The organism is Aliiroseovarius sp. D2-2 (assembly GCF_055809455.1).
In genome coordinates this window covers 873,498-900,078 of record NZ_CM147913.1, presented here as the reverse complement: position 1 = coordinate 900,078, position 26,581 = coordinate 873,498, and the positions used below count along the sequence as shown (strand labels likewise).

Annotated in this window: 23 protein-coding genes and 1 pseudogene; 6 read left to right on the top strand and 18 right to left on the bottom strand. The window is 56.3% G+C overall.

All coding sequences use genetic code 11. The annotated features are described in order from the left end of the window. Position 1 precedes the first annotated feature (1 nt). Together AC0L6A_RS04470 and AC0L6A_RS04465 are read left to right on the top strand one after the other, a co-directional pair. Entirely contained in the window at positions 2–2,353 is a 2,352-nt protein-coding gene (locus AC0L6A_RS04470; RefSeq protein ID WP_473292463.1) for an aldehyde dehydrogenase family protein, read from the top strand. A gap of 198 nt (positions 2,354–2,551) precedes the next feature. Beyond that, positions 2,552–3,649, top strand: a complete 1,098-nt coding sequence (locus tag AC0L6A_RS04465; protein ID WP_473292462.1) for a Hint domain-containing protein — start codon at positions 2,552–2,554, stop codon at positions 3,647–3,649. A gap of 1 nt (position 3,650) precedes the next feature. Here AC0L6A_RS04465 and AC0L6A_RS04460 read toward each other — a convergent pair whose 3' ends face one another. From AC0L6A_RS04460 to AC0L6A_RS04425, 8 genes are all read right to left on the bottom strand, one after another. Then, positions 3,651–4,328 carry a DUF1523 family protein gene (locus AC0L6A_RS04460; RefSeq protein ID WP_473292461.1) on the bottom strand — a complete coding sequence of 226 codons (678 nt, stop codon included), beginning with the start codon at positions 4,326–4,328 and terminating at the stop codon, positions 3,651–3,653. A gap of 8 nt (positions 4,329–4,336) precedes the next feature. After that, a complete protein-coding gene (locus AC0L6A_RS04455) occupies positions 4,337–4,606 on the bottom strand; it encodes a hypothetical protein (protein ID WP_473292459.1) in 270 nt (89 codons plus the stop codon). Further along, positions 4,606–5,970: a DUF6638 family protein gene (locus AC0L6A_RS04450; protein WP_473292458.1), complete on the bottom strand. Its 1,365-nt coding sequence runs from the start codon at positions 5,968–5,970 to the stop codon at positions 4,606–4,608. Before AC0L6A_RS04450 ends, AC0L6A_RS04455 begins: the two co-directional genes overlap by 1 nt. Continuing rightward, positions 5,967–6,596 carry a hypothetical protein gene (locus AC0L6A_RS04445; RefSeq protein WP_473292456.1) on the bottom strand — a complete coding sequence of 210 codons (630 nt, stop codon included), beginning with the start codon at positions 6,594–6,596 and terminating at the stop codon, positions 5,967–5,969. Before AC0L6A_RS04445 ends, AC0L6A_RS04450 begins: the two co-directional genes overlap by 4 nt. Beyond that, entirely contained in the window at positions 6,596–8,530 is a 1,935-nt protein-coding gene (locus AC0L6A_RS04440; RefSeq protein WP_473292455.1) for an ATP-binding protein, read from the bottom strand. The genes AC0L6A_RS04445 and AC0L6A_RS04440 overlap by 1 nt, the downstream gene beginning before the upstream one ends. Before the next feature lie 15 nt (positions 8,531–8,545). Further along, the gene (locus AC0L6A_RS04435) at positions 8,546–9,715 is read right to left on the bottom strand and encodes a hypothetical protein (RefSeq protein WP_473292453.1); all 1,170 of its coding nucleotides are present in this window, start codon (positions 9,713–9,715) and stop codon (positions 8,546–8,548) included. Then, positions 9,705–9,920, bottom strand: a complete 216-nt coding sequence (locus AC0L6A_RS04430) for a hypothetical protein (RefSeq protein ID WP_473292452.1) — start codon at positions 9,918–9,920, stop codon at positions 9,705–9,707. Before AC0L6A_RS04430 ends, AC0L6A_RS04435 begins: the two co-directional genes overlap by 11 nt. Before the next feature lie 256 nt (positions 9,921–10,176). Continuing rightward, positions 10,177–11,253: a hypothetical protein gene (locus AC0L6A_RS04425; protein WP_473292450.1), complete on the bottom strand. Its 1,077-nt coding sequence runs from the start codon at positions 11,251–11,253 to the stop codon at positions 10,177–10,179. A 202-nt stretch (positions 11,254–11,455) separates the two neighbouring features. Here AC0L6A_RS04425 and AC0L6A_RS04420 point away from each other — a divergent pair, with 202 nt between their 5' ends. Beyond that, positions 11,456–12,745: an acetylornithine deacetylase/succinyl-diaminopimelate desuccinylase family protein gene (locus AC0L6A_RS04420; RefSeq protein WP_473292449.1), complete on the top strand. Its 1,290-nt coding sequence runs from the start codon at positions 11,456–11,458 to the stop codon at positions 12,743–12,745. 3 nt (positions 12,746–12,748) lie between these two features. Here AC0L6A_RS04420 and AC0L6A_RS04415 read toward each other — a convergent pair whose 3' ends face one another. Continuing rightward, positions 12,749–15,271, bottom strand: a complete 2,523-nt coding sequence (locus AC0L6A_RS04415) for an ABC transporter permease (RefSeq protein WP_473292447.1) — start codon at positions 15,269–15,271, stop codon at positions 12,749–12,751. Further along, a complete protein-coding gene (locus AC0L6A_RS04410; RefSeq protein WP_246928981.1) occupies positions 15,268–15,936 on the bottom strand; it encodes an ATP-binding cassette domain-containing protein in 669 nt (222 codons plus the stop codon). The genes AC0L6A_RS04415 and AC0L6A_RS04410 overlap by 4 nt, the downstream gene beginning before the upstream one ends. A 26-nt stretch (positions 15,937–15,962) precedes the next feature. Between AC0L6A_RS04410 and AC0L6A_RS04405 the strand changes: the two genes are divergently transcribed. Both AC0L6A_RS04405 and AC0L6A_RS04400 read left to right on the top strand, forming a co-directional pair. Then, a complete protein-coding gene (locus tag AC0L6A_RS04405; RefSeq protein ID WP_473292445.1) occupies positions 15,963–16,616 on the top strand; it encodes an arylesterase in 654 nt (217 codons plus the stop codon). 161 nt (positions 16,617–16,777) lie between these two features. Then, entirely contained in the window at positions 16,778–17,398 is a 621-nt protein-coding gene (locus AC0L6A_RS04400) for a LuxR C-terminal-related transcriptional regulator (protein ID WP_473292444.1), read from the top strand. Positions 17,399–17,404: 6 nt separating this feature from the next. On the opposite strand, the gene ccoS is transcribed toward AC0L6A_RS04400, so the two are convergent. The 8 genes from ccoS to ccoN all read right to left on the bottom strand — a co-directional run bounded on the left by ccoS (position 17,405) and on the right by ccoN (position 25,509). Continuing rightward, entirely contained in the window at positions 17,405–17,566 is a 162-nt protein-coding gene (ccoS, locus tag AC0L6A_RS04395) for a cbb3-type cytochrome oxidase assembly protein CcoS (protein WP_473292442.1), read from the bottom strand. Positions 17,567–17,570: 4 nt separating this feature from the next. Next, the gene (locus AC0L6A_RS04390) at positions 17,571–19,766 is read right to left on the bottom strand and encodes a heavy metal translocating P-type ATPase (RefSeq protein ID WP_473292440.1); all 2,196 of its coding nucleotides are present in this window, start codon (positions 19,764–19,766) and stop codon (positions 17,571–17,573) included. Positions 19,767–19,796: 30 nt separating this feature from the next. After that, entirely contained in the window at positions 19,797–20,282 is a 486-nt protein-coding gene (locus tag AC0L6A_RS04385; RefSeq protein ID WP_473292439.1) for a FixH family protein, read from the bottom strand. A gap of 3 nt (positions 20,283–20,285) precedes the next feature. Beyond that, a complete protein-coding gene (gene ccoG / locus AC0L6A_RS04380) occupies positions 20,286–21,698 on the bottom strand; it encodes a cytochrome c oxidase accessory protein CcoG (RefSeq protein WP_473292438.1) in 1,413 nt (470 codons plus the stop codon). Between the two features lie 362 nt (positions 21,699–22,060). Continuing rightward, positions 22,061–22,933, bottom strand: coding sequence for a cytochrome-c oxidase, cbb3-type subunit III (gene ccoP / locus AC0L6A_RS04375; RefSeq protein ID WP_473292436.1), 873 nt, complete (start codon positions 22,931–22,933; stop codon positions 22,061–22,063). Between the two features lie 36 nt (positions 22,934–22,969). Further along, positions 22,970–23,149, bottom strand: a complete 180-nt coding sequence (locus AC0L6A_RS04370) for a cbb3-type cytochrome c oxidase subunit 3 (protein WP_370738861.1) — start codon at positions 23,147–23,149, stop codon at positions 22,970–22,972. 9 nt (positions 23,150–23,158) lie between these two features. Next, positions 23,159–23,893, bottom strand: coding sequence for a cytochrome-c oxidase, cbb3-type subunit II (ccoO, locus tag AC0L6A_RS04365; protein WP_473292434.1), 735 nt, complete (start codon positions 23,891–23,893; stop codon positions 23,159–23,161). Positions 23,894–23,907: 14 nt separating this feature from the next. Next, positions 23,908–25,509 (bottom strand): cytochrome-c oxidase, cbb3-type subunit I, encoded by a 1,602-nt coding sequence (gene ccoN / locus AC0L6A_RS04360; RefSeq protein ID WP_473293379.1) that lies wholly within the window; start codon positions 25,507–25,509, stop codon positions 23,908–23,910. A 213-nt stretch (positions 25,510–25,722) separates the two neighbouring features. Here ccoN and AC0L6A_RS04355 point away from each other — a divergent pair. After that, positions 25,723–26,563 (top strand): annotated as a pseudogene (locus tag AC0L6A_RS04355) (universal stress protein). Positions 26,564–26,581 lie beyond the last annotated feature (18 nt).

Here is a 26,581-nt window from a genome sequence, read left to right as displayed (position 1 = left end):
TATGACCGTGAAAGAAATCTTCGAAAGCATGGATTACGGCCTCGCCCCGGAAAATGCCAAGGAAGCGGAAAACTGGATCGCCGACCGCGACGGCAAATTTGGGCTTTATATAAACGGTAAGATGACCGCTGCTGGTGATCCCTTTGAAAGTCGGAACCCCGCCACGGGCGAAGTTCTGGCACAAGTGACCCAAGCCACGCCAGACGATGTGGATGCTGCCGTGACGGCCGCGCGCAAAGCGCAGAAAAGCTGGGCTGCTTTGCCGGGTCATTCCCGAGCAAAATACCTCTATGCTCTGGCGCGATTGGTGCAGAAACACGCACGCCTGTTTGCTGTGTTGGAAACCATGGACAACGGCAAGCCCATTCGCGAAAGCCGCGACATCGACATTCCGCTGGTTGCGCGCCATTTCTATTATCATGCGGGCATGGCGCAGCTTCAGGACGCTGAACTTCCAGATCGCGAGGCGCTGGGCGTCTGCGGCCAGATTATTCCGTGGAACTTCCCGCTTTTGATGCTGTCGTGGAAGATCGCACCTGCGATTGCGATGGGCAATACGGTGGTACTGAAGCCCGCCGAATATACATCCCTGACTGCGCTTTTGTTTGCGCAAATCTGTGAAGAAGCCGGGCTGCCCAAAGGTGTCGTCAACATCGTGACCGGCGATGGGCGTGTGGGCGAAGCCATCGTGACCCATGAAGACATAGACAAGATCGCCTTTACCGGCTCGACAGCCGTGGGTCGACATATTCGTCGCCAAACCGCCGGGTCTGGCAAGTCTCTGACGCTCGAGCTTGGTGGCAAGTCACCTTATATTGTCTTTGACGATGCGGATTTGGATTCAGCCGTCGAAGGGCTGGTCGATGCAATCTGGTTCAATCAAGGACAGGTCTGCTGTGCGGGCTCGCGCTTGATTGTGCAGGAAGGTATCGCGGATCGCTTCTATGCCAAGCTCAAGGCCCGCATGGACAAACTTCGCATAGGCGACCCGTTGGACAAGTCCATCGACGTTGGTGCTGTGGTGGACCCCGTGCAACACCAGCGCATTACAGAAATGGTCAAGCTTGGTGCGCCCGAAGGCGAACTTTACCAAGCCCCCTGCCCGCTGCCTGAACAGGGATGCTTCTACCCGCCCACGCTGATCACCGGTTTGTCGACCGCCTCGACCTTGATGCAAGAAGAGATCTTCGGCCCTGTACTGGCCGCAACGACCTTCCGCACTCCGTCCGAAGCCATCGAGATTGCCAACAACACACGTTACGGATTGGCGGCAACTGTCTGGTCGGAAAACGTAAACCTTGCGCTTGATGTTGCACCGAAACTGGTCGCCGGCGTCGTGTGGGTGAATGGAACCAACATGTTCGACGCGGCCGCAGGTTTCGGCGGTGTGCGCGAAAGCGGCTTTGGGCGCGAAGGCGGATGGGAAGGGCTTTTGGCCTATACCAAGCCAAGCGGCAAATCCGTGGCTTTGAAACCCATCGCCCCCATGTCTGCCCCGAAAGACGCCAAGGTTGATGCGCTGGACCGCACCGCCAAATTCTATATCGGCGGCAAACAGGCCCGTCCGGATGGCGGCTATTCGCAGGCTGTATGGTCCAAACAGGGCGCGCTTCTGGGGCATGTCGGGTTGGCCAATCGCAAGGACATCCGCAATGCGGTAGAAGCCGCAGCGGCTGCCAAAAGCTGGGCAAAGACCACAGGTCACGCCCGCGCGCAGATCCTTTACTATATCGGTGAAAACCTTTCCGCCCGCGCGGATGAGTTCGCTGGTCGCATTGACGCCATGATGGGCGGCAAAGGTGGCGCGAAAGAGGTCGAGGCGGCGATTTCACGCCTCTTCACATATGCTGCTTGGGCCGACAAGTTTGATGGTGCAGCCAAGCCCGTGCCGATGCGCGGTGTCGCACTGGCAATGAACGAACCGATTGGCGTAATAGGTGGCTTTTGCCCGGATAACGCCCCCCTTCTTGGGTTGGTGTCACTGATGGCCCCAGCCATTGCCATGGGCAACCGAGTGGTGCTGACAGCAAGCGAGCCGTTCCCGCTGGCCGCCACCGATTTCTATCAGGTGCTGGATACCTCGGACCTACCAGGTGGTGTGGTGAACATTGTCATCGGCAGCCATGCCGAATTGGCAGCACCCCTTTCAGGCCATCTGGGTGTAGACGCGGTCTGGAGTCATTCGGGCGCGGACATTTCAGCCATTGTCGAAGTGGAAAGCGCAGGCAACGTGAAACGCAGCTGGGTCAACAACGCGCAAGCGCGTGACTGGTTTGGGGCGGATGGTGAGGGGCGCGAGTTCCTGATCCACGCCACCGAAGTAAAAACGGTCTGGGTACCTTACGGGGAATAGCTCAAGCTTTAATACCGCATAGGATGTATTCTGTCCGGAATGTGGGCGCATTCCGGGCAGACCGAATGGAAAATCGGTGATTTTGTTGGAATCGCCTTCTTTTTTGCAGGAATTCCTAAATAATTCCTTTATTACTCAGCAAAAGCGACAAGATAAGTCGTCATCGAGGCAAACGCATACAGTTACGCAGGGAAGGCAATGCCGACCACATTTAATGTGATCTCATTGGGCAATCACGCCCTCATTGACCCAACTGAAGGCAACGATGTTATTGAAAATGCATCGGCGCTGGTTGGGCTAACCGTTGGCGGCCTGGGCGACCCCCTGCTTGACGGGTTTTCTTCTTTCTCATCAGCCGGCAGCGGTTTCGGTGGCGGCAATTCTACTGCCTATGACAACAACAATAGCAACTCGAACGATCAGTTCTCGATCGACGGTGGTCCGGCACAAACCTTCGATGCGGTAGCGCCCTATTCAGCAACAATCACTTTCATTGATGGCACGACAGCGACTGTGACCGCGGTCGTCTTTCAAGATACCGCTGGAAACACCTATCTCGCGCCGGAGTTTTCGTCGAACGCGGATCAGGCATTATATGAATTTGGCGCAATGCGATCCATCACGTTGGACAGCCTTATCGGTGGCACCTATTCGGGGCTGACAGGCACGCGCGAAACGTGGAATTACGTGACATGCTTTGGCAAGGGCACACATATCCGGACTCCGAAGGGTGGGGTACCTGTCGAGCAACTCACCCCCGGCGATACCGTCTGCACGTTGGGCAGCGGTGATCAAGTCGTGCGGTGGGTTGGTGTGCGCGAAGTCCCGGTAACCGGAAAGCTTGTCCCGATCCTCATTAAAGCTGGCGCACTCGGACAAGGTCTTCCTGAACGTGACCTTTGGGTTTCACGCCAGCACCGCATGCTTTGTCGGTCGCGCGTCGCAGCACGGATGTTTGATACGCCAGATGTCCTTATTGGGGCCAACAAGCTGACGGTGCTTTCAGGCGTGCGCGAAGATGACAGCATGGACAAGATCACCTACTGCCACATCCTGTGCGACAATCACGAGGTCGTCTTTGCCAATGGAACACCCGCCGAAACGCTGTATCTTGGCCAACACACGAAAACTGCGATGAGCCCAGAGGCATTGGACGAAATCCGCGCGATCTTCCCAGAGCTGGTCGACGGCTCAGAACCGCCCCATCCGGCTCATCCCATCCCAGACAACGCACCGCAGCGCAATTTGATGCGCCGCCTGCGCAAGAACAACCGCGCCTTTATCGAGGCGAACTAACCTACTTGCTGCGCCAGCTATCCAGCCAACGCGAAAAACGCCCCTTGGCTTCACCGGCCCGTTCATCCACGGCCTCCCATGCCTCGCCTGCATCTTGCAATGCCGGATCGATCGAGCGTTCGCGGAACTGACGCCACAGCGCACGGATAAATCCGATCACGACGGCCAGAACCAAGAAGAACATGATGTTGAACCACGGGATGATGGTGGCATCGGGACCAACAACCGGACGAATAGCGACCGCGTTCGGGAATGCCGAGATCAGTTCATTACGCCAACCATAATGCGTCACCACCGCCCATTTAGGGCTTTCTGGGGTCGAGCGCAGGTCGTCAACCTCGGTCTGCAGGCTTGCTGTGTCAAACTTGAAATAGAACGGCCACGACCATCCGGTGTCTTCGTTCCGGTACACCATCACCTCATCCGCATCGGTGCGAATAAAGCCCAGCAGGTAGGTTTTCTTTTTCACAGTCTGGATAAACTGAACATCCCGGTTGATCAGCCCGCTGGCCTGATCATCTGGTTTCGACCAGAAAATCCGTGTCCAGTCGCCAAGGTCCTGACGTTCCTGATAGGTGTTCACAACGCGCACGACATCATGTTGTGGCAGCGTATAGTGCAGCACGCTAAACAGGATCAGCGCGATCAGAATTCGAATGATGATACGGAAACGGCGCATGGTGAACCTCAGTTAATTAGAATGATAGACAGCAAAACAAGCAGCGCAGGCACGACATAGACCAGCAAAATCAGCTTGGGCCGAAAGCTTTTCTGATATGCCTCCATCCCTTCGCGAAGCCAAATTTCACGATCACTTTCGTTGCCATTGGGATGCTCTTCGGCCCATTTCTCTTCCAGCTTCTCCAGCCGGACTGAACGGGAATACAGGCTGACCAAGACATAGACAATGCTTAGCCCGATAAATCCAAATACAATCAGTCGTAACGCAGCTACCATCAATCCCTCCCTTTAACAGCGCCCCAAGGGCCAACCATTTCGATCACCTGTTCGCGCGTGCGCTTGCGCGTGGTGCGCGGTGCTTTCAGGCTTTCTTTGCGCCCGCCAAACAGCTTATCACGCGCACCGGCCTTATTAGCCATATAATCACGATGCAGGAATTCTGCCACAAACTCGCGCTTTTCGTCAGGCCATGTGGCGTAAGAGGCATAGAAAAGCTCTTTATGACAGATGAACAGCTGGCGGAAATCCATCGGAGCCAGCTCGGACAAAAGCCGATTGATCAGGTCGCGATCCGGATGATCGGGCCGCGCACGCAACGTGTAGAAATAGGCCGGATGGCGGCTGTCGATCCGCGGCCACTGCCCGCCTGCATCTGCCCAGCGAACAAGGGCTGCCAACCCGTGGAAAGCTGCGGGCAGGCTTGATCCCAAACGCTGTGCAACGTGGCGGAGCGTCCGCGAGGACATGTCGCCCAAATCCAATCCAGCACTGGTTGCCGCGTCGACCAGAATGAATTCCATCTTCTGACGCAAGATCCGCGCACCGACCTCGCCTCGGGCTTTCACCAAGGGCTCGACCAGATCGTTTTTGCGCAGGAAACTGGCAATCCGGTTTGGTTCAGTCGTGTCGATGAACGGCAGACGGGGGAACTTCTCCATCCGATCTTTATCGCCCGACACAATCACCACGGGGGCTTCAACATCGCGGAAGATGTAAAGCCCGCCGAAATGATCGGTCCAGAAATTGCCCTGCTCAAACTCCTGCACACCCAGATCGACCGGAACACGCGTCACGTCCCCGGTTTCGCGGGCCAGATCAATCATCTCGGCAATCAGGTCGTCGTCATACCACGCGTTTGGCGCTGACTGGAAATGGTCGATCTTTTCGGCCAGCGCGCGGGCGTTTTTGACATGGCTTTGGGTCGTGTCAGCCTCGATCACGATCTTGCGGATGTCGAACAGCCGCGACGGGTCCGAGATGTCATAGACCGAGTTCATCAGCTCGCCCGCCACCGCGTCATGGGCGGTCAGCGCAAAAAGCTTCGCCTCGTTATCCGCAATGAACTGCCGCAATATCCCGCGCGAGGTCGAGAACATGGCATTCAACAGCGGCGCCTTCTTCTGATCCACCGTCAGAATGATGAACTGCCGGTTGCAGCCATTGGGGTTGAGGTAGAGCGGGTCTTTGAATTCCTCACCGATCTCGGGCGAAAAACCAGAGACATCGATATGAAATTCTTTTAGCTTCGTCTGCTTGCCCGCCAACCCCTTAAGCGCACGGTTATACCGCTCGATCAGCGCCGGGCTGTCGACCCGGATCAGATTGCCAAACATGAGACCGCGTTGGATGAGGCGTTTCATTTCTGTGCCGTCAATTTTGATTTAAAGATGCTTCGGAGTTGGTCAGCCGCCGCCGTGTACTTCGCGTCGGTCTCATCATCAATTCTCCCAAATGCTAGCCTGCGATTCTTTATGGACTCTTCGCGTGCCTCTTGATCCCTCGGCTCTCGGTCTTTCTCGATTTTCTCATCTGCCACTCTTTGAATTGCGAAAACGACATCGTGCTCGAAATCAACCAGATTGTCCGATAGTTCTTTGATCTTCTCCGCTCCCCAGACTACTTCAGCTTCGATCTGATAACCGTAGTACTCAAGTCTCGCTGTCCGCAAATCCTCCAAACGAACATTCATGGCTAATACCCACGCCTCGTCGTTCTCAATTTTACGTTCCGAGCCGCGGCTTTCCAGCTCCTTTTGCACTGCTGTGCTCATCTCTGCAGCTGGCATAAAACCATTTCGAACGCGCCGAAAAGCATCAATTCGTCGCTGCAATGAGATCGCCATTTTTCGAGCGAGCGCATGATCGTTTTCCCAGCGCTTTTCTCTTTTCCAAGTGTTTAGCCCACGCCAAGCAACGTAGGCGCCAAATGGCGCGGATATTGCAAGAGACACATTCCTCAGGAGTTCTGAACTATCGATCCAGTTCATCACCCTTTCCCCTCCAAATACCGCTTCTTCGCCTCTTCCTGACGGCCAAAGTCACGCACCATCGCCTCGATGGCGGCTTCATCCGATTTATCGGCATAGCGGAACTCTGAATCGGCGTAGCGGTTCACTTCCTGGATCACCATGTCGGTGGTGATGGGCACGCGCAGCTCGGCGATCATGTCTTTCTTGGTGTCATAGTCTTTGACCAAGAACAGCTCGGGATTTTCCATCCATTCGTCGGGCAATTCAAAGTCCATGGCGCGGACCTTCACCGCGTCGGTGATGTTTTTGATCGAGCGGCCCGTGAAGCGCTCATCAGCCTCCTGAATGCCTTTCAGATAGGTGCCGATTTTGGCGATGTCGTCCAGTTCCCCGATCTTGTCATTCACGCGGTCGAACACGTTCATCAGCCCTGTTTCCTGCGGCTTGTTATGCGCCTCGAACGACCGGGCGACGGCGGATTTGATCTCTTGCGCGCCGTAAAGGTCATGCTTGCCCAGCGGGATGTCGTGGTTCTTGCCCATCAGCAGATGCAGGATGTCGATATAGTCCTCGCGCGTGCGGGGCCCATCGACCAAGAACCGCGCACCGGCGCGTTGGCGAAGGGCGTCGTCCACATTCTCGGGATAGTTCGAGAACATGCCGAAGGTGCAGTTGCCGCGCACCACGGTATTGGCGCCCGCGAAGCTTTCCATCAAGACCGCCGTGACCTCTTGCTGACCGGCGGAGGACTGTCGATCCCCACGTTTGCCGGCGATCTGGTCGATGTCATCCACGGTGCCAAAGCCGATCACATTGGGGTCGAGCACATTGTTGATAAACGCCTTGGCGTTCTGGCCGGATTTACCCTGATAGCTGTCGATATTGTCGATGCCGAAGTTTTGATAGCGGAACGGATAGCCCGCCACCGCGCAATAGTCATTCACCAGCCCGGCCATCATCTGGATCAGCGTGGTTTTCCCGGTGCCCGGTTTGCCGTCCCCCATGAAGGTGAAGATGAAACCGCCCAGCTCGGCAAACGGGTTCAGTTTGCGGTCAAAATCGTAAGCCATCAACATCTTTGACAGCTTCATCGCCTGATATTTCGCGATGTGGTTGCCGACAACCTCGTTCGGTTTCTTGAAGGACATCGTGATTTTCGACCCGCGATGGGCGCGCGATGGGGTGAAACCCGAAATCGTCAGCTCATCCGACTCGACCCGGTAGTTGGCCGAGGTAAACGGACCAAGGTGGCCAGCAGTTTGGGCACGCAGCGCGACCTTCTCCATCAACTGTTCGACATAGGCCAAAACGGTTGCGACCAGCTTGTCCTCGGACGTCACAAAGGTGGCGAGTTCTTGGTCCAGCTCCCACAGCGCGCCGTTAAGCGCAAGCGGGGCGTTGTCGGTCAGGATTTCCTCAACCGCGCCAACTTCAATAGCAGCCTCGCTGGCATGGTCGGCCAGCAGGTAAGACGTTGCGTTGGCGAAGACGTGCAGGACAATCAGCGCCTCGGCCGTCAAAAGCTCCGAGAACGCCGTGGACTTGTCCGCGCCCAAACGGCCTTCAAGGTTGGCACGACGCAATGCGGCCAGTTCTGTCTGTTCGGCAAAGCCCTCGCCCACTGCCAACGCAATCGCGATGGCGCGGCGGAGCGTATGCAGCACGGTCGCCTGAAGCGGCGACACCAGCGGGTCGTCCCCATCTGATCCTTCGACCCGTTCGACCAGATGCACGCCTTCGGGCCGTGCTGTTGAACGGGTGATAAGACCCGGTGTGGTCGACCGAAAACGGCGCGCCCGCCCGACACCCGGACTGCGTTCAGCCTTAGGTGCCTCTTTCGGCTTGGCAATCCGGGGCGTGTGATCGAACCCGTCCAGATGCCCCGCAGCCGCGTCATAATGCGCGCGGATTTCCTCTTCACGAAGCTCCATCAAATCAGCGGGTAGAGACATCAATAACTCCTAAAATCAACGGTAAGACAGCACCCGGCCACCCGGGCTAACAACAAATTTACGTACATCGTGGAACCCGGCGGGGTTCTTTTCGGCAAGCACCTGAAACGGGCGTTCGGGCATGATGATCGAACGCTCCATCGCGCTGGCACCGATCCCGGACCCCGACCCGGCAAACGGATCGATCGCGAATATCTCTCGCTCAACCTTGCCGAACCAACCGGACTTTTCTTCTTTAACGCTTTGGCTTTTCAGCTCTTCCACGGTCCAAGCCAACGCCCAGTCTTCGCCGGGTGGGCTTTTCGCTTGCTCCAACACCTCACGCAGCGGGCCGGTCTGGCGGGTAAACGTGTGACTGTACATCGGGCCGACATGGAAACGACGCAGTCGTTTGGGGTGCAAGTCGTCAAAGTCCTTGTCGAAGCCTGTAGCAATCGTCACCAACTGCAACCCCGCCATAGATTGTGCCATCAGATGCGACTGCATCTGCGGCCAGCGACGTTCGTCTTTTGGCAACGCGGTGCGGCCTGTATCCTCAAGCTCCATCAGATAGATGGTAGGCAGATTGACCTCGCTGTCATAAACCGCCCAATGCGCCAGATAGACACGGCGCGTGTCGCGGCCTTCGCCCCTGTTGTGACGCCAAACCACATCGGGATGCATCTGCGGCCAGAACAGATCGCCGCGCTGAAGCTCCTCGTAATAAAGCCGCTGCGACAGAGCATATTGCAGCTTTTTTGGCACGGTCAGGTCGCCAACGATCTGGCTGACCATTTGGCTTTTCAGATCGCGGGCGGTGGCCATACCTTTCAGATGCGTGCCCGCCTGCGCAGCGTCCGAGGCCATTTGCAACAGCTCTGCATGGATCGGAAACCCACTGTCGCGTCGATCAAAGGTCAGCGTCTTGCCGCCCAGCCCATAGGCCGTTTCGGACATATGATACTTGTTGGCCAACGCCTTAAAGCTGATGCCAAGCTTGATCAGGTAACGGGCGAGAACTTCGACCTCGTCGCGCGCAAGCTTGCCCTCGACCTCCATCTGTCCAGCCACACGGGCCAGATGCGCGGTGATCTTCTCGAACTTCGAGAAATACCGACGCGTGATCCGCGTGTCCGTCAGCTCGGCATGGTCTGGGCGGGCAAAACCGGCAGAGGCGCGTTCGGAGGTTTTTATATTATCGCTCATCGGTGACTTCATCTCCAGATTTCCTGAACAGCCAAGGGCGATACTCGCTCTGAATTTGCTGGTATTTTAGCCGCGCTCTTAGCAGTTCCGTCACGGCAAAAATCACCCAAAATGCGGTAACCACCATCATCAAAACTGCACCGATTGTCGAGCCCAGCCCCAAATACTCAACAGCAAAGATCGTGACGCCGAGAAACAAGAACATTCCAACCGAGCCTCGCACTAGAGTCACGAGAAGCAATCTAACAACTGCACTCCGCTCACCCATCCGAACTGGCCTTCTCGCGCTTTGAAACTAATAGTCGTACGGCAGAACCCAAAACAGCGCTTATTGCTACGATGCCGACACCCAACGCAGACCGAGGAGAGTAAACATAATACAGAACCAAGAGGAGGGAAGCCATTGACGCTTGAGCCGCAAGCTGCCTCCAAGATTTGGCGCGCTCAAAAAGAAACACTAATTACTGCCCATACAGGTTCTTGTCATGCTTCTCGACAATCGCCTGGAACCGGCGCGCAAAGCGTTCGTCTGCTTTGGCTTTGGCCTCCAACACGTCACGGGCAAAGACCATCTGATCTTCATGGGCTTCCATCATGTCAGCCATCCGCTGGTTCGTCGCCGTCCCGATGGACGCCATTGCAGCTTGTGCTTCCTTGTCGGTCTCGACGCCAATCTCGTTGATCCGGTGGGCCACATCCTGCTGCTGCGCCGTTTTCAACGACTTGGTCAGCGCGTCATACAGAACCACACGTTGCTTGGTGTCTGTCTGCAATTTGTTGATCAGCACCATCTGCGTTGCCGCTTGGTTTTGTAGCGAGTCGACCCAGGTTTTGCCCTTCTCGATGTAACGCTCCAACGTCTGCGACTTGGCAAGTTTCACTTGCTCGTCCTGCACCATCTCGTTGTACTGCGAGTTCAGATCAGCCAGTTGAGTTTCCAGCTGCGTGCGTTTGGCGGCGTCCTGTTCGTTGGCAATCTTGCCCTCAAGCTCGATGATCTTGGGGTCCATGCCAAGGATCTCTGCGCGCAGGGCTTCCAGCTCGCCCACGGTCATTTCGCGTTCGTCCAGCGTGGTGGTCAGGTTCGCACCGACCTTTTCCTTCTGTTCGTTCAGCATGGCAAGCTGACCTTCCAGAAGGTTTACGATGCTGTCGGATTGCGCGATCAGCTCTTGCAGCTTGTCGTCGATGGACGCCGTCCGCATGCGTTCTTGACGCAGGCTTTCGGACTTGCCTTTGGAGAAGATGCCGACAAAAGTTTCCCACCCGGTTTTCGACCGCATCTGGTCAAAATCTGTGGAAAAGCCAGATGTTACATCATCCAGACCCATAATCAGCTCTGCGATATTGGCGTTCATCGCTTCGGTATGGGCATGCACGTCGTCCAGCGTCGCATTTTCAATGTCGATCGAGATATCTTCACCCGTCGCGGCCTTCGCGCGCGCGGTCTCGATCCGCGTCGTCAGTTCGGAAATCTTTGACTGCGCCTCTTCCACTTGCGCTTGGCTTTCACGAATCTGCTTATCAAAACTGGACATATGCCCTCCTTAATTCCACCAAATACCCCGGCAGGGTCTTGTCGCCCGCACAGGAAAAGTTAATCACTGTTACATTGCTATTTAGGTTGAGTTTAGCGCGATTTAAAGACCCACAACAGCGTTTTCGCTCGCCAAAGGGGTGAAATCGACGCTTTGGCAATCTGTCATTGTGTGACGCAAGTTTGACCCCTAGGTTTCTGTCATGATTGACGACATCGCCCCCCTTTTGGAAGAAATCGCGCGCAGGCGTGATGACCTTATTGCGCTGACACAGGACCTGATCCGCATCCCGACGCTAAACCCGCCGGGACGCGATTATCGCCGGATTTGTTCCTACATCGCAGAACGCATGGGCGCACAAGGCTGGCAGGTCGAGATGATCCGGGCGGAAGGCACCCCCGGCGACAGCACTGAATATCCGCGTTGGAATGTGATTTGCCGCCACGAAGGGTCTGTCCCCGGCGATTGCGTGCATTTCAACAGCCACCATGACGTGGTCGAGGTTGGGCACGGTTGGACCAAAGATCCATTTGGCGGAGAGCTGGAAGACGGGCGCATCTATGGGCGCGGCGCGTGTGATATGAAGGGCGGCTTGGCTGCGTCTATTATTGCCGCTGAGGCTTTTGTAGCGCTTTACCCAGACCATAAAGGTGCGGTGGAAATCAGCGCCACAGCCGACGAAGAAAGCGGTGGCTATGGCGGCGTCGCCTATCTGGCCGAAAAGGGGTATTTCGATCCGGATCGCGTGCAGCACGTGATCATCCCAGAACCCCTGAACAAAGACCGCATCTGCCTTGGCCATCGCGGCGTTTGGTGGGCGGAAATCGAAACGAAAGGGCGTATCGCCCATGGATCGATGCCGTTTCTTGGCGATTCAGCGATCCGCCACATGGGGGCCGTTCTGGAAGAAATGGAACGCCATCTGTTCCCGCTTTTGGCCACCAAAAGGACCGACATGCCCGTGGTGCCCGAGGGCGCGAAGCAGTCCACGCTGAACATCAACTCGATCCATGGCGGAGAGCCGGAACAGGATGCCGACTACACCGGCTTGCCAGCTCCGTGCGTCGCAGATCGCTGCCGCATCGTGATCGACCGCCGCTTCCTGATGGAAGAGGATATTGTCGAGGTGAAAGCCGAAGTCAGCAGCATGCTGGAAGCCATTCGCGCCGATCGGCCCGATTTCGAATACGAAATCCGCGACATGCATGAGGTCATTCCGACAATGACCGACAAGGACGCGCCAGTGGTCAAGACAACCGCTGCTGCCATCGAAAAAGTGCTTGGGTCGCAGCCATCCTATGTGGTCAGCCCCGGTACCTATGATCAGAAGCACATCGACAGGATCGGCAAGCTGAAAAACTGCATCGCCTATGGTCCGGGCATTCTGGACTTGGCGCACCAGCCCGACGAATGGGTCGGCGTGCAAGATATGATCGACAGCGCTGGCGTTATGGCTCTGGTCCTTGAAGAGCTTCTGGTCGGCGCGGGCTAGAAGTTATTCACGGGCCCGCAACACACGCGCGGGTTTGGTCGACAGAGGTCGGTACGCAAAAAGCATCCCGGCAAGCACAGTGGCAAAGACTCCACCCAACACGATGGCAAGCGCATTGGGCAGGTCAAAGACGAAACTCTCATCCATGATGTAGTGGGTAACGGCCCAACCGGCGACGCCCCCTGCGGCAACGGCCACGACACCCGCTGCGGCCCCCAATACGGCCGAACGGATCGCGAAGTTCAGCAAGATCCCGGCTCGTGTCGCACCAAGCGTCTTCAAAATCGCAGCCTCGTAGGTGCGCGCGCGTTCGCCCGCAGCAGCTGCCCCCATCAGCACGACAAACCCAGTGACCAATGTTGCCAACGCACCATAGGTGATCGCCGCCGCCACCTGCCCCATCAATCCGGTGATTTGGGTGATTGCGTCACGCACAGAGATTAAAGTGAGATTTGGATGGGCGTTTCCAAGATCACGCAAGATCGCCGCCTCACCTTCCTTTTCGGAATAGATCGTCGCGATGTGGCTATGTGGAGCCCCCGCCAAAGCGGATGGGTTCATTGTCAGGACAAACCCCATACCTGCTTGGCTAAAGTCAACTTCGCGCAGCGATGTAATCTCGCCCGTGATGTCACGCCCAAGAATATTGATGGTCAACTGATCCCCGATACCGATACCCATCTCGCGCGCTTCTTCTGCAGCGAAACTGATCTGCGGAGGGCCTTGGTAATCCTCGGGCCACCATTCCCCTTCGACCACGGTTGTCCGCGTTGGTTGCGCAGAATAGGTCAGCCCCCGGTCACCACGAATAACCCAGTGCCCTCCTGCAACCTCGCGCGCGGGGCGGTTGTTGATTTGAGTAATAACGCCGCGCAGCATGGGCGCTGTGTCGATACGGCTGACGAACGGGTCGTCTTCAAGGCGGGCTTTCACGGCATCAATTTGATCTGGCTGGATATCCACCACAAAGAAACTGGGGGCGACCTCCGGAAGATCGCGCGAAATCGAGCCGCGCAAGTTGTTGTCGACCTGACCCACGGCAGCCAGCACGGCCAACCCAAGGCCAAGCGACAGAACAACCGCCCCGGCCTCGCCCCCGGGTCCTCCGACAGCGGTGAATGCCATGCGCAGGGTCGGTACGCGGCGCAAGATCTGGCGATGCCCCAACCAGCGCGCGGCAAACTTCACCGCAAATCCCGTTAAGACCAGCGTGGCAAAGGCGCCGGCCAGACCAACGAAGCTCCACATCGCAAGCGCTTGCATGCCCGATAGCTTCGCCGCCACCCAAACCAACAAGGCCAGAATGCCGATGCACAGCCCAATGAACAGCGGACGCGGAAGCCGGGTTGACCCAAGGGCCGCATCGCGGAAAAGATCGGCGGCTTTAACCTCCTCCGTTCGCGCAAGAGGCCAGAGTGTGAACAGTAAAGCGGCCAACGCACCGTATAGCGTGGCCTCGGCCAATGGACCGGGATACAGCGTCAGCTCTGCCGAAATCGGAAGGGACTGCGAAATCACGGGCACCATCAGAACCGGGATCAACGCACCTAGTGCAACGCCCAGCGCTAGGCCGACCAGCGTTAGGATACCGATCTGCAAAAAGTAGGTCAGGAAGATCACACGACGCTCTGCCCCTAAAGCGCGCAGGATTGCGATCGTGCCGGTCTTTTCATCAAGATAAGACCGGATGGCGGCCGAAATCCCGACACCACCCACGGCAAGCCCCGCCAGCCCGACCAAGACCAGAAATGCCCCCAAGCGATCGATCAAGCGCCGCATGCCCGGCGCGCCGTTGCGGGCATCCTGCCAGCGCGCACCGTTCGGTTCCAGTTCTGGCATAAGATCGGCAAACGCTTGGTCGATCCCACCAGTGGTCAACCGCATGCGATAATGGCTGTCAAACAGCGTGCCCTCGGACAGAAGGCTGGACCCTTCAAGCGCGGTACGTCGCAGGATTGATCGGGGACCCAGCCCGAAACCGGCCGTGGCATTGTCCGGTTCGCTGACCAGCTCGGCCATCAGAACGAAAGGCACTTCGCCTAGTTTCAGGGTGTCCCCAATCTGTAGGCCCAAACGGTCAATCAACAGATCATCAAGCACGATGCCCGGCTGCCCGTTTGAGCCGTCCAACGCCGTGGCCAATAGCATCGGTGGATCGAGCTTCGGGTCGCCATAAAGCGGATAGGCATCATCCACAGCCTTTACTTGCGTCAATGCACGCTCCTCCCCGACCACGATCATGGATCGGAAGTCGGCGATAACAGATAGCACCTCGGCCGTGTCGTTTAGCATCTCCAGTTCGGTGTCATCTGCAAAGCGATAGGTGAAAGAGACTGACGCATCGCCCCCTAACAAAACCGCACCTTGGCTGGACAATCCGGCACGCAACGCCTCGCGGACTGATCCGACGGCAGCGATAGCGGCGACCCCAAGGATCAAACACGCAAGGAAGATGCGAAATCCTTTAATTCCGCCTCGCAACTCCCGGCGGGCCAGTCGCCATGCCATCGCAATGCTAGAGGTCATGCAAGCAGCCCATCTTGAATATGGACAACGCGGTCACAGCGTTCGGCAAGTTCTGGGGCGTGGGTGACAAGGATCAACGTCGATCCATGTCGATCGCGCAGGCCAAACAACAAATCCATGATCGCCGTACCGGTGGCGCCGTCTAAATTGCCGGTGGGTTCATCCGCCAGAAGAATTTCAGGACGCGGCGCAGCAGCCCGCGCCAAGGCAACACGTTGCTGCTCTCCTCCGGACATTTGACTGGGGTAATGATGAAGGCGATGCGCCAGACCCACAGCTTCCAGTTCCTGCGTGGCCAGATCAAACGCGTCTGGCTTTCCGGCAAGCTCTAACGGGATCGCCACGTTTTCCAACGCCGTCATGGTCGGGATCAGGTGAAAGGATTGAAACACAACCCCCATGTGATCGCGGCGAAATCGAGCCAATTGGTCTTCGTTCATGGCACCAAGATCTTCACCCAGCGCGCTGACGGAACCACCTGTCGCCTGATCCAACCCACCCATCAGCATCAGCAGGGATGACTTGCCTGATCCCGAAGGTCCGGTTAGTCCCAATGTCTCGCCAGTGGTCACATTTAGGTCAATGCCCTTGAGGATCTCGGTCCGGCCTGCATTATTGCCGAGCGTCAGGCGCACATCGCGTAGTGAAAGAACCGGGGTCGTCATAGGCAGACCTTCTTTAGGAGAATGGTATGGTATCGAGTGCATATGGGGTTTTGCTGCGTGGTCTCAAGGGGATTGTTCTATCAGTTTTCATGACTGGCACCGCGCAAGCCGAGACAACGACGATTTTAGCTCTGGGTGACAGCCTGACTGCGGGCTATGGCCTTCCGTTGGGTGATGGCTTTGTACCGCAGATGGAAGCAGCGCTTATCGACCAAGGATTGGATGTTCAGGTGATCAATGCTGGTGTGTCCGGCGACACCTCGGCAGGTGGTGCTGCGCGATTGGGATGGATCCTGACAGATGATATTGACGTCGCATTGGTTGCCCTCGGTGGTAACGATATTCTGCGCGGCATCCCCCCTGAAGAAACGCGGCGCAATCTGTCTGCAATCCTGACTGAACTTGACGCGCGGGGCATTCGCACCTTGCTGATCGGCGTTCTTGCATCATCAAACTTCGGCGACGGATACCGCACTGACTTTGAGGAAATGTACCAGGATCTCGCAAAGGAATTCAGTATGGAATTGTTCCCGAACTTCTTGGAGGGCATCGCCTCAACCGGATCATTTTCTGATGTGCAACGCCTTTATCTTCAGGCGGATGGACTGCACCCCAACAAGCAGGGTGTGGCGAGAATAGTGGACAAAATGGCCCCTTCCGTGGTATCCTTAATGCAGTAAATCTACGATCCCGCATTTAATGGTTGAACATGTCATCGAGTAGTCTCTGACGGTTGGCCAGGACAACAAAAACCTATTCCTTGAGACACCTATGCGGGGTTTTCTGACTGTGCCAATCTGACGACCCGTTGTAGCAGGTCGGGCCCCGACCCGATGCGAATGTGCGGAGCGCCGTTTTGAAGATACTGATCGCCTCAGACGATCCTGCGCTACAGCGCAAGGCTCTTACAGCCGCTGAAAAGTGTGGCATGCCGGCTCCCGCAGGGTTCGACACCATGCAAAAAGCTCTGGGAGCGCTCGAAAACCCACCGGAATACAATTGCGTCATTGTCGACTACCGCCTTTCGGACCTTGGTGGCCTGAAAACAGTCGAGAAACTATGCCGACGCAACAAACAATTGTCTGTTGTGCTTCTTTTACCGGGACAAGACGTTGAGGTCGCTCGCCATGCGCTAAGAACCGGGATCTGTGCCGGTGCACCGGTCGAGATATCTGACACAGCTCTGGCAAGCATCTTGAATCTGGTTAATGAAGACCTTGGGGTAATGGTATATCCCAAAGCGAACAAACCAGACTTCAAACGCGAAGAAACTGGGCTTTCACGCCGTGAACTGCAAATCTTGGCCTCTTTGTGCGAAGGGCAGCAGAACAAAGAAATCGCGCATCTGTTTGGCATTCAGGAAGTCACCGTGAAGATGCACATGCGCGCCATCATCAACAAGTTGGGTGCAAAGAACCGCACTCACGCCGCCATGATTGCATTGCGCAACGGCTTAGTGTGAACCCGATCAGTCCTCGGGCGGTTTTTCATCCCAACGATCATTGAGAATACGCTGACTGTCCCCGTCCGGATCGTCATATTGTTCGGATTTCAAGGTCCAGAAGAACGCAGCCAATCCCGCCCCACCTAGCAACAGGGAAATCGGGATAAGGTAAACTAAAACGTTCATCAGCTTAGCCTTTCTTCAAACGCAATGCGTTCAGTGACACTGACACCGAAGATGTGGACATGGCAAGGGCCGCGGCCAAAGGTGTGGCAAATCCCATCAATGCAATCGGAATGGCGATGGCGTTATAGCCTGCCGCGATGGCAAAGTTTTCCTTGATCCGGCGCGTGGCCGATTTCGAAAGATCAATTGCCCCTGCAAGCGGCTCCATCGATTTGCCCAGAAGAACGATGTCAGACACCACACGCGCGGCTTCCAGCGCAGATGCGGGTGAGATCGAGACATGCGCCGCAGCAAGGGCGGCCGTATCATTCAATCCGTCCCCAACCATCAGTACCTTCCGGCCGGACTTACCCAATCGCGCCACAAACTCTGCTTTGTCTTCCGGCAGCGTGTCAGCTTTCCAGTCTTCGATGCCTACACGTCCGGCAATATCAGCAACGGCGGCGGGCACATCACCTGAGATCAGCGTGACCCCCATGCCCTTGGCTTTCAGCGCTGTGATTGCTTCTTCCACGCCCGGACGCAAAGCGTCTGTAAACGTAAACGCCACCGGCTTGGCACCCGAGATGGAAAGGTATGTCGCGGTTTGACCCACGGCATTTGCCCCCAGCCATTCTGCACGGCCAAGACGCACGGTCTTACCCTGCCATTTCCCCTCGATACCCTTTCCGGGAACTTCAGTGACTTGCGTCACTTCCGCGGGCTGAACATCTTCAGCGCGCGCTGCTTGGGTCAGGGATTGAGCCAGAGGGTGGCTGGACCCTTCGGCCAATGCCAGAGCAATTTCAAGATCACGCGACTTGTGACGGGCAAGAGCATCCAGTGCGGGTTTGCCCTCGGTCAGCGTTCCGGTTTTGTCGAACACGACGTGATCAACCTCAGCCAGACGCTCCATCGCGGTGGCGGATTTCAAAAGCATACCTTGTTTGAACAGGCGACCTGATGCGGCTGTCGTCACGGCCGGAACCGCAAGTCCCAGCGCACAGGGGCACGTGATGATCAAGGTGGCCACCGCGATGTTCATCGCCATGCGCCAATCGCCGGAATACCAGAACCAAAACAGAAAGGCCGCTGCGGAAAGAATATGCACCACGGGGGCATAAACGGCCGCCGCCTTGTCCGCCAAAGACGTGTATCGGTTGCGCGCAGTTTCAGCTATGGCAACCAGATCGGCCATTCGGTGCAGCGAGCTGTCACGCCCAGCAGCGGTCACGCGTACAGTCAATGGGCCGGTCAGGTTCACCTCACCCGTTGAAACGATGCTGTCAGGGGATGCGGCAACAGGTAGGCTTTCCCCGGTCAAAAGCGAGCGATCCAGCTCGCTTTCGCCACCAACGACGATACCATCAACAGGCACACGTGATCCCGGCACAACGCGCACGACCTGGCCCGGTTCCAGTTCGGACACGGGGACCTGTTCGTCGGCTTGGCCTTCTGTGACACGAAGCGCGCGTGGGACTTCAAGCGCCGCCAATTCCTCGGCCGCAGACCGCGCAACAGCGCGGGTGCGGTAATCCAGATAGCGTCCCGCCAGCAGGAAGAAGGTCAGCGACAGGGCCGCATCGAAATACGCATGTTCACCCGAATTCATCGTCTCGTAGATTGACATGCCCAGCGCCAGTAGGATCGCCAGAGATATCGGCACATCCATGTTCAGGCGGCGCACTTTTAGAGCGGACCATGCCGATCGGAAGAACACCTGACTGGAAAACCCAACTGTCGGGATCGCGATGGCTGCACTGATCCAGTGGAACAAATCACGTGTGGCGTCTGTCGCGCCGGACCAGACCGCAACGCTTAGAAGCATCACGTTCATCATCGCGAAGCCCGACACGCCCAAACGCATCAAAAGGTCTTTGCCCTGCTTGTCAGTGGCGGTCGCGGTCAACTGACCGGGATCAAGCTCATATGCTTCAAAGCCGACACCGGTCAGGTAGTCCGCCAGATCTTGCGGCTCGACGTCCGGATCCACATCCACAACAGCACGTTTCAGCGTCAGATTTACGCGAGCAGCACGCACACCGTCCTGCTTGGCCAGACCACGTTCCACGCCCACGATGCAAGCTGCACAGTAAATCTGGGGCAAAGACAGCATAATCCGCTTCGCCTCCATCCCATTGCCAATATAGCCCTTGCCCGCCTGCTCTTCAGCAAACGAGGCAGCATCACATGCGGGACAGGCAGAGATCGGAGCAGCCATGATTTGATCCTTGTTCGTGCGCCAGAACGCCTAGTTGGCTTTCAGGTAGATCGGGATGCGCTGTTGAAAGCTGGTGCCATCTTCAGCCACAGCATTCATGCGCAGGTTCCAGTTGCCTTCACCCAGAGCACCTACTTGGGCAACATATGCACCGGTAGAGCTTTGGGTAAATTCAGGCTCTTGATCCTCGTTGACATGTGTGGCCCGACCAAGAAGCCCATAGATCGACGTAACGGTAACAGGTTCCCCCTGTGCGTCTTTGATATCAACAACCAATGTCTCGCCATCAACACGGGCGGACACATCCCAACCCAAAGATTCTTGCGCGATGCGTTGGGCATCGAATTTCTGGCTCGCGACATACGAGTTCTTCGTCTCGAGACCGGGGAAGGTTCCCACGGCTGAATAAGCCATGAAAAGATTCACTCCGATAATGATCGAAAACGCCGTAACCACGATGGCCAAAACATGTTTGCCCGTCAGTTCGAACTCTTTTTTCTCGGTCTGATCAGCCATTTCTTAACGCCCTCTTCCATTGAAGATCGTATCTAGGTGGGCACGATCCCCGGTGACGCCATCCACAACCCACAAACGTAAATCCGTACGGTCGAGAGTGGCCCCTTCTGAACCCGGAGGTGCAATCACGTAGACACGCTGTTTGGCCTCGGTATCTGGTGGAGCTACTAACACAAGTTTGTCAGTTCCTTCCAGTTCAACGATCAGGTCGCTGCCATCGGTCAAGGTGAAGTAGTAGGGCCATTCTTCGCCATGGCGGTTACGAACGCCCACGTCATAGGTGTTGCGGATCGAACCGTCAGCCAGCGTGACATATGTCGGGTTGCGCACGGGGCGAATGGTAACATCCACTTTAGGACGCGCGAACAGGGCCACGGTCAATGCAATCCCCACAAGTGTCCAGAGCGAGGTGTACAGAATGGTGCGCGGACGCAGCAAGTGCTTCATCACCGGGATTTTCTGGTTCCCGGCGCGTTCGTACGACTTGTCTTTCAGCGCAAGATAGTCGATCAGGCCACGTTCCTTGCCAACCTTCACCATCATCTCGTCACAGGCATCGATGCAAAGACCGCAGGTGATGCATTCCATCTGCTGGCCGTCGCGAATGTCGATCCCCATCGGGCATACGGCAACGCAGGCGTTACAGTCGATACAATCGCCCAGATCGTCCCGGCTTTTGCCACGTCCGCGTGGTTCACCGCGCCAATCGCGATAAGCGATGGTGATCGTGTCTTCGTCCATCATCGCGGCCTGAATGCGCGGCCAAGGGCAAGCATAGATACAGATCTGCTCACGCGCGATGCCACCGAAGAAGAAGGTGGTCAGCGTCAGCACCAATACCGTCGAATAAGCCAGCGGGTGCGCTTGACCGGTCATCAGATTCATCAAAAGCGTCGGCGCATCGGCAAAATAAAAGACCCACGCGCCGCCCGTGGCGACCGCGATCAACATCCAAGCTATGAACTTGATCAGGCGCTTGCGGATTTTCTCGCCGTTCCATTTCTGGCGCTGTAGACGGATCCGCGCGTTCCGGTCGCCTTCGATCCAGCGTTCCACAAGGATCATAAGGTCAGTCCACACGGTTTGCGGGCAGGTATAGCCACACCACACACGGCCAGCCGCCGATGTAAACAGAAACAGCCCAAGCCCCGCCATGATCAATAGACCCGCGATGAAATAGAATTCATGCGGCCAAATCTCGATCCAGAAGAAAAAGAAGCGCCGGCTTGCCATATCTACGAGGATCGCCTGATCCGGTAGATTCGGCCCGCGATCCCAGCGGATCCATGGGGCGAGATAATAAATCCCAAGCGTGATCCCCATAATCCACCATTTAAGGCTACGGAATGTGCCCTTTACTCGTTTGGGGAAAATTGGCTCGCGCGGGGCGTATAGCTGTTCGGGGGCGTCAGTCATGACTGTTTCTCGGATCCTGTGTTTCGCGTAGGGTTCCAGTTAAGAACTATTCCAGATTAAAGCATTGATGTGGATCAAAACATTTTTGACCCGGCCTCTGCAGCCCACTTATCTAAGCCTTTGTAAAAGCGCGAGTTTGCACAGTGTCGCAGCGCCAACTGGTCGCAGGTGGCATTAGATCGCACTATAGGTTTTATACCGTGAGTCGTTTTATCCGCAGGCCTTCAAAGAAAAACCCGGGCGCTATGCACCCGGGCTTCTTTTTGTCGGCACCGACCTCGGAGAAACGCGCGAACAGGATCAGAGGTCGGTGCCTTCGACCGGGGAGTGAGGCCCCGGATCTTAGGTTGTTGGCCGGTGGCTTATTCGCCGCCGCCCAACTGATGGATATAGGCCGACACCGCATTGATCTGGCTGTCGGTCAATTTGCCTTTCCAGGCTGGCATGACGCCATAGGGGCCTTCCGACACGATCGATGTGATGGTGTCTTTGTCGTCGCCAAAGAGCCAAATGGCATCGGTCAGGTTCGGCGCGCCTTGTGCGCGATCCCCGGTGCCGTCTTCCATGTGGCAAGACGAACAGTTGTCTTCGTAGACAACAGCGCCAGCTTCAGCCATCGACATGTCAGCAGCGTCCTTGGTCACCGGCGACAGCGACATGGCATAGGCCACGACCTGTGCGATCTCTTCATCGCTCAGATAGTCATCACCGAAGGCAGGCATTTCCGAATACCGAGTGTCCTCGTCTTCATCGGACCGAATTCCGTGGGCAACTGTCGTCTGGATGTCTTCCAGCGCACCACCCCAAAGCCAGTCATTGTCCAGCAAGTTGGGATAGCCAACGTTGCCAGCCGCACCTGAACCGTGACACTGCGAACACCAAGTGGCGAACGTCGCACGACCCGATTGAATGGCGTAGTTGTGCAGGTCCGAACCTTGGGTCAGCGTGGTCAGATCAGCCGAAGCCAACTGAGCCTCAAGTTCGCTGTTCATGCCCTTGAAGCGGTCGATCTCTTCCGCAACTTCTGCACGGGTCGAATAGCCAAGGTAGCCAGCTGTGGCCCCTTTGATCATCGGCCATGCGGGATAGGCGATGGAGTACCAAACACCCCAGAGAATGGTCAGGTAGAACACCCAGACCCACCAACGTGGCAGCGGATTGTTAAACTCTTGAATGCCGTCCCATTCGTGGCCCGTCGTTTCGGGTTCTTTCTTTTCAACAGGTTTCTTACTCATTGCCGCAACTCCTTTTGAGCTGAGCGCCCGGGAACATCAGTCCCGGTCACCGGCAGGTTTGTCTTCGTGGCGGAACGGGATGTTCGCAATGTCCTTGTGGACTTTGTTCGAGCCCGGGCGGAACGCAAACAGTGCTGCCCCGACGAAAAAGGCGAACATCGCGATCAGGAACCAGCTGTCTGCGAAGGCTCGCATAATGCCATAGGTGTCCATCATCCCTACTCCTTACCGGCTTGCGTCAGGTGTGAAGGTCGAGAAGTCGACCAGAGTACCCAACATCTGCATATAGGCGACCAAAGCATCCATTTCGGACACACCCGGCTTGCCATCGAAGTTGCGTGCTTGCGCCTTCGGATAACGAGCCAGAAGCGCATCAACGTCCGAATTGTCGCCATCGGGATCAGCTTGGCTTAGCCAGTCTGCTTCCGCATTTGCGATCTGTTCGTCGGTGTAAGGTACACCTACGATCCGGTTCGTCTTCATCAGGTCCTGGACGTATTTCGGCTCGATCAGCTTATCCAAAAGGAAAGCGTATTTCGGCATCACCGATTCCGGTACGACCGACTGCGGATCAGCCAAGTGATCCACGTGCCATTCGTCCGAGTAGCGGCCGCCGACGCGGGCAAGGTCTGGCCCTGTCCGCTTGGAGCCCCACTGGAACGGGTGGTCGTACTGGCTTTCAGCCGCAAGGCTATAGTGGCCATAACGTTCTACTTCGTCACGCATTGGGCGGATCATCTGCGAGTGGCAGACATAGCAGCCTTCGCGCACATAGATGTTCCGACCCTCAAGCTCGAGCGGCGAATAAGGGCGCATGCCTTCAACATCCTCGATCGTGTTTTCGAGGTAGAAAAGCGGTGCGATCTCTACGAGGCCACCCACGGTGACAACCAAAAGGCTACCGACCAGAAGAAGCGTTGCGTTCTTTTCAAGAACAACGTGTTTGTCGAGAATTCCCATCAGTCATTCCCTCCTTATTCTGCCGGCGCCGCTGCTGCGTCGCCTGCTGCTTGTGCAGCCGGAGAACGCTTCACGGTCATCCAAAGGTTGTAGCACATGATGATTGCGCCAGAGAGGAACAGAACCCCGCCCATGCCACGCACCACGTACATCGGGAACTTAGCGGCAACGGTGTCAGCGAACGAGTTCACAAGGAAACCTTGCGCATCAACTTCACGCCACATCAGGCCTTCCATGATACCAGTTACCCACATCGAAGCGGCGTAAAGCACGATACCGATGGTGGCGAGCCAGAAGTGCCAGCTAACCAGTTTCTGGCTGTACAGGCCTGCACGGTTCCACAGCTTGGGTACCAAGAAGTAGAGCATCCCGAAGGTGATCATGCCGTTCCAACCCAATGCACCCGAGTGCACGTGGCCAATGGTCCAGTCAGTATAGTGCGACAGCGAGTTTACTGCGCGGATCGACATCATCGGCCCTTCGAAGGTCGACATGCCGTAAAAGCCGATCGACACAACCATCATACGGATGACCGGGTCGGTACGCAGTTTGTCCCATGCGCCAGACAGCGTCATCAGACCGTTGATCATGCCACCCCAGCTCGGCATCCAAAGGATGATCGAGAACACCATACCAAGGGTCGATGCCCAATCCGGCAGTGCGGTGTAATGCAGGTGGTGAGGACCAGCCCAGATGTACAGGAAGATCAGCGCCCAGAAGTGGATGATCGACAGCTTGTACGAAAAGACCGGGCGTTCAGCTTGTTTTGGCACGAAGTAGTACATCATACCCAAAAAGCCAGCGGTCAAGAAGAAGCCCACAGCATTGTGGCCATACCACCACTGCGTCATAGCATCTTGAACACCAGCGAAAAGCTGAACTGATTTCGAGCCGAAGATCGAGACCGGAATGCTCAGATTGTTGACGATGTGCAACATGGCAATGGTGACGATGAACGACAGGTAGAACCAGTTGGCCACATAGATGTGCGGCTCTTTCCGCTTCATCAATGTCCCCATGAACACCAGCAGATAGGCAACCCAGACGACTGTTAGCCACAGGTCGGTGTACCATTCGGGTTCAGCGTATTCTTTCGACTGAGTTGCACCCAGCAAATAGCCGGTCGCAGCCAGTAGGATTACAATTTGATATCCCCAGAATACGAACCAAGCCAAATTACCGCCCCAAAGGCGCGCGCCTGATGTGCGCTGCACAACATAAAACGAGCTGGAAATCAGAGCCGTACCACCAAACGCAAAGATCACTGCAGATGTATGCAGTGGGCGCAGGCGGCCAAAGTTCAGATAGCCCTCAGCCCAGGCAAAGTTCAGGTCCGGAAAGGCCAGCTGGAACGCAATAAACGTCCCGACCAAGAAGCCTACAACGCCCCAGAAGGCGGTTAAGGCGACGCCCACGCGAACGGGCCCATCCATATATCCAGTATCAACGACCTTTTCGTCCCCCACGCCTCGAAGCGTGTAAACAAACAGGCCTGCCGCGATCAAAACCACCAGCACTGCGTGTACTTGGTAGGCTATGTCGCGGGCATAGCTTGCGGCGATCGCGGCCAGCACTGCAAGCAGGCCGTAGATCGCCAATTTGAGGTAATCCCACATTTTGCGTCCCTTCGTCATTGTCATGTGCCCACTCGACCCAAAATAAACTCGGGGACACCTTTCGACTTTTGTCGGTTTGGACTTAACCCCTCGACCTTACCTTGATCCATGTCAAAACCTGCCAATACGAGGCAGAATTCATCATTTGACCCATGTCAAAGCGTCGCAGGCAAAGCCTTGGCACCCTCAGACAACACCGTCTGGAGGCCTGATATGAACTACAAGACCATTATGACGATCATCTCGGAAAGTGCACCATACCGTCCTGCATTGGACACTGCGCGCTGTTTGTCCGAGCGTTTTGACGCACATCTCGAAGCAGTTTGCTTGGGCGTCGACCCTTCACAGCAAGGGTTTTACTATGCCGGAGCATCCGCGATGATGGTTCAGGACAATTTGACTCAAGTCCGCGAAAACACCGAAGCCTTAGAGGCTGAGGTCAGACAGATTCTTGCGTCAAACGTCCTTCCATGGTCCTCAACGGCACTGGCTACGCAATCTGTCACTCTGAACCATGTTGTCTCGCATCGCAGCAGATTCGCCGACTTAGTCATCTTGCCAAGGCCCTATGGTGAAGGCCGGGGCCATGATGCCGAGGCAGTCATCGAAAGCGCAATGTTCGATGGTGGCGTACCAGTTCTGGTTTTGCCTGATGACATATCCTTGCAGCAATGTCCGTCCAATGTGGTCATTGCATGGAATGAAAGCACTGAATCGTTGCGCGCGATCCGCGCTGCAATGCCATTCCTGCAAGCTGCCGATACAGTTTCAATTGCGATCATCGATCCGCCACAACACGGGCCAGAAAGAGTCCGATCCCGGAGGTGCGCTCAGCCAGATGTTGGCACGTCACGGCGTTCGGACCGAGGTCTCGGTCCTTGCGAAAACCATGCCGCGCGTAGCGGATATCCTGAACCGACATGCAAGCGACAAAAATGCCGATCTAATCGTTATGGGCGCGTATGGACATTCGCGATTCCGCGAATCCATTTTGGGTGGAGCCACCCGGCATATGCTTGAAATTGCTGCTGTTCCGGTCCTCATGGCGCACTAAGCCATACCGCGCATTCAG